1 pseudogene is annotated in these 1,011 nt (G+C 60.0%); it reads right to left on the bottom strand.

Features of this window, described 5'->3' with window-relative positions:
• Positions 1-949: pseudogene (locus F1609_RS33905) on the bottom strand (IS3 family transposase); the annotation flags it as partial.
• Between the last annotated feature and the right edge of the window lie 62 nt (positions 950-1,011).

Genomic DNA, 1,011 nt, shown 5'->3' with positions numbered 1-1,011 from the left:
CTGCGCGACATGGAGGACTGCATACCGAATTGCTTCACCAGTTTTTGATAGTCGTGAGCGCAGTACTGGCTGCCACGGTCGGAGTGATGAATCAGCCCAGGCGCGGGACGCTTGTTGCGCACGGCCTTCCACAGCGCCGTTGCCGTCAGCGTTTGCGTCATGCGTTCGTCCATCGCGTAGCCCACCAGCTCGCAGGTGAAGACGTCCTTGATACCGGCCAGGTAGAGCCAGCCCTGGCCGGTGGCGACATAGGTAATATCAGTCACCCAGGCTTCGTTCGGCCGCGTTGGCGCGAAGGTCTGGTTCAGCAAATTCTCGGCCACGGGCAGGTCATGGTTCGAATTGGTGGTGGCCTTGAATTTGCGCTTCTGCTTGCAGCGCAAGGCGAGCTCGCGGCGCAGTCGCACAATGCGGTCCCGGCCCGCTGGAAAGCCCTGCGCCTCCAGTTCGGGCTGCATGCGCAGCGGCCCGTACGTCTGGCGGCTTTGCGCGTGGACGGCCTCGATAGCGACCTTCAGGCGCGCATCATCCTGCGCGCGCTGCGACAGCTTGCCCTGCGTCCATGCATAGAAGCCGCTACGCGAAACGTCAAACACGCGGCACAGAACGATGACGGGATATTCGAGTCGTAATTGTTTCATGACCGCGTACTTGGCAGCGACTCCCGCGCAAAGTACGCTGCCGCTTTTTTTACGATATCGCGCTCCATGCGTGCCTCTGCGAGCTCCTTGCGCAGCTTGGTGACCTCGGCCTCAAGCTCCGGAACGGAGCGACTGCCAGGGGCCACTTTGGGCGACGTGCCATGCCTTGCTGCCGCCACCCAGTTAGCAAGGGTGCCTTTGGGAATCGTTAGGCGTAGTGCAGCGTCTTCCAAGGTGAGGCCCTGCGTCAGGACCAGTTTCACTGCCTCTTCCCGAAGCTCCGGGGTGTATGTTTTTGAGCGTGTCATAAAATTTCTCCAGTTGGTGAAGTTTACCAAACCAGAGTGTCCGAAAAAGTCAGGTTACCTCA

This window comes from Massilia aquatica, assembly GCF_011682045.1.
GTDB lineage: Bacteria > Pseudomonadota > Gammaproteobacteria > Burkholderiales > Burkholderiaceae_D > Telluria_A > Telluria_A aquatica.
The sequence above is the reverse complement of the archived record's forward strand: the minus strand, read 5'-3'. Positions and strand labels throughout refer to the sequence as shown.